1 pseudogene is annotated in these 1,900 nt (G+C 72.3%); it reads left to right on the top strand.

The features are described 5' to 3' along the window. Positions 1-62: 62 nt before the first annotated feature. A pseudogene (locus ACVCAG_RS45645) lies at positions 63-1,900 on the top strand (type I polyketide synthase); the annotation flags it as partial.

Here is a 1,900-nt window from a genome sequence, read left to right as displayed (position 1 = left end):
GGCACGCCTCGGCGACGGCGGTTCAGGCGGATCGGGCTTTCCAGGAGCTGGGTTTCGACTCCTTGACCGCGGTCGAGTTGCGCAACCGGCTGATGGCGGTCTCCGGGCTGCGACTGCCCGCCACCCTCGTCTTCGACTACCCGACCGCCCAGGCGGTGGCCGATCACCTGGCGAGCGAACTCGGCGGAGCCGCCTCGGCCGGCGCGGTCACCGTGGCCAGGACGGTGGTCGACGACGAGCCGATCGCGATCGTGGGGATGGCCTGCCGGTTCCCCGGTGGGGTGTCCTCGCCCGAGGGTTTGTGGGACCTGGTGTCGTCCGGCACGGACGCCATCGGCGAGTTTCCCACCGACCGCGGCTGGGACCTGGACAAACTGTACGACCCGGACCCCGAGGCCCACGGCACCTCCTACGTGCGGCGCGGTGGCTTCCTGGGAGAAGCCGGTGACTTCGACCCCGGCTTCTTCGGGATCAGCCCGCGTGAGGCGCTCGCGATGGATCCGCAGCAGCGGCTGCTGCTGGAGACCTCCTGGGAGGCGGTCGAGCGGGCCGGGATCCGCCTGAACCACCTGCGAGGAAGTCGTACGGGCGTGTTCACCGGCGTGATGTACCACGACTACGCGAGCCAGCTCACCTCCATACCGGAAGAGCTGGAGGGCCTGATCGGCACCGGCAACTCCGGCAGCGTCGCCTCGGGCCGGGTGTCGTACACCTTCGGGTTCGAGGGCCCCGCGATGACCGTGGACACCGCGTGCTCGTCGTCGCTGGTCGCGCTGCACCTGGCCGTGCAGGCGCTCAGGAACGGCGAGTGCGACCTGGCCCTGGCCGGTGGCGTGACGGTGATGGCGACTCCGGGCACGTTCATCGAGTTCTGCCGGCAGGGCGCCCTGTCCGTCGACGGCCGGTGCAAGGCGTTCTCGGCGGACGCCGACGGCGCGGGCTGGAGCGAGGGCGTGGGCATGCTGCTCGTCGAGCGGCTGTCGGACGCCCGGCGCAACGGCCACCAGATCCTCGCCGTCGTACGGGGCAGCGCCGTCAACCAGGACGGCGCGAGCAACGGGCTGACCGCGCCGAACGGTCCCTCGCAGCAGCGGGTGATCCGCCAGGCCCTGTCCAACGCGAACCTCTCCCCCGCCGACATCGACGTGGTCGAGGCGCACGGCACCGGAACGCCGCTCGGCGACCCGATCGAGGCGCAGGCGCTGATGGCCACCTACGGCCAGGACCGGCCCGAGGACCGGCCCGTCTGGCTGGGTTCCATCAAGTCGAACATCGGTCACGCCCAGGCCGCCGCGGGCGCCGCCGGGATCATCAAGATGGTGATGGCGATGCGGCACGGCGTGCTGCCTCAGACGCTGCACGCGAACGAGCCGAGCCCGCACGTGGACTGGTCGGCGGGCGCGGTGGAACTGCTGACCGAGGCCCGCTCGTGGACCGCCGGGGATCACCCGCGCCGGGCCGCGGTCTCCTCCTTCGGAGTCAGCGGCACGAACGCGCACGTGGTGCTGGAGGAGGCCCCCGCCCAGGAGGCGGTCGAGGCCGAGGCGCCCGCCGAGGTACCGGCGGTGCCGGTGGTGCCGTGGGTGCTTTCGGCGAAGACGAGCGAGGCGCTCCGGGCACAGGCCGGGCGGCTCGGGGCGTGGCTGGAGGCGGGAACCGACGCCGACGCCGACGTGGCCCACTCCCTGGCATCCTCCCGGTCGGTGTTCGACCACCGCGCGGTGGTCGTGGGCGCGGATCGGGGTGAGCTCCTCGCCGGTACGGCGACGCTGGCCTCGGGTGGCGTCAGCGCCGGAGTGGTGACCGGTGTGCCCGGCTCGGACGGTAAGACGGTGTTCGTCTTTCCCGGTCAGGGGTCGCAGTGGCTGGGGATGGGGGTTGAGCTGCTGGAGTCGTCGGC

The organism is Streptosporangium sp. G12 (assembly GCF_052983175.1).
This window is presented reverse-complemented; position numbering and strand designations above follow the sequence as displayed.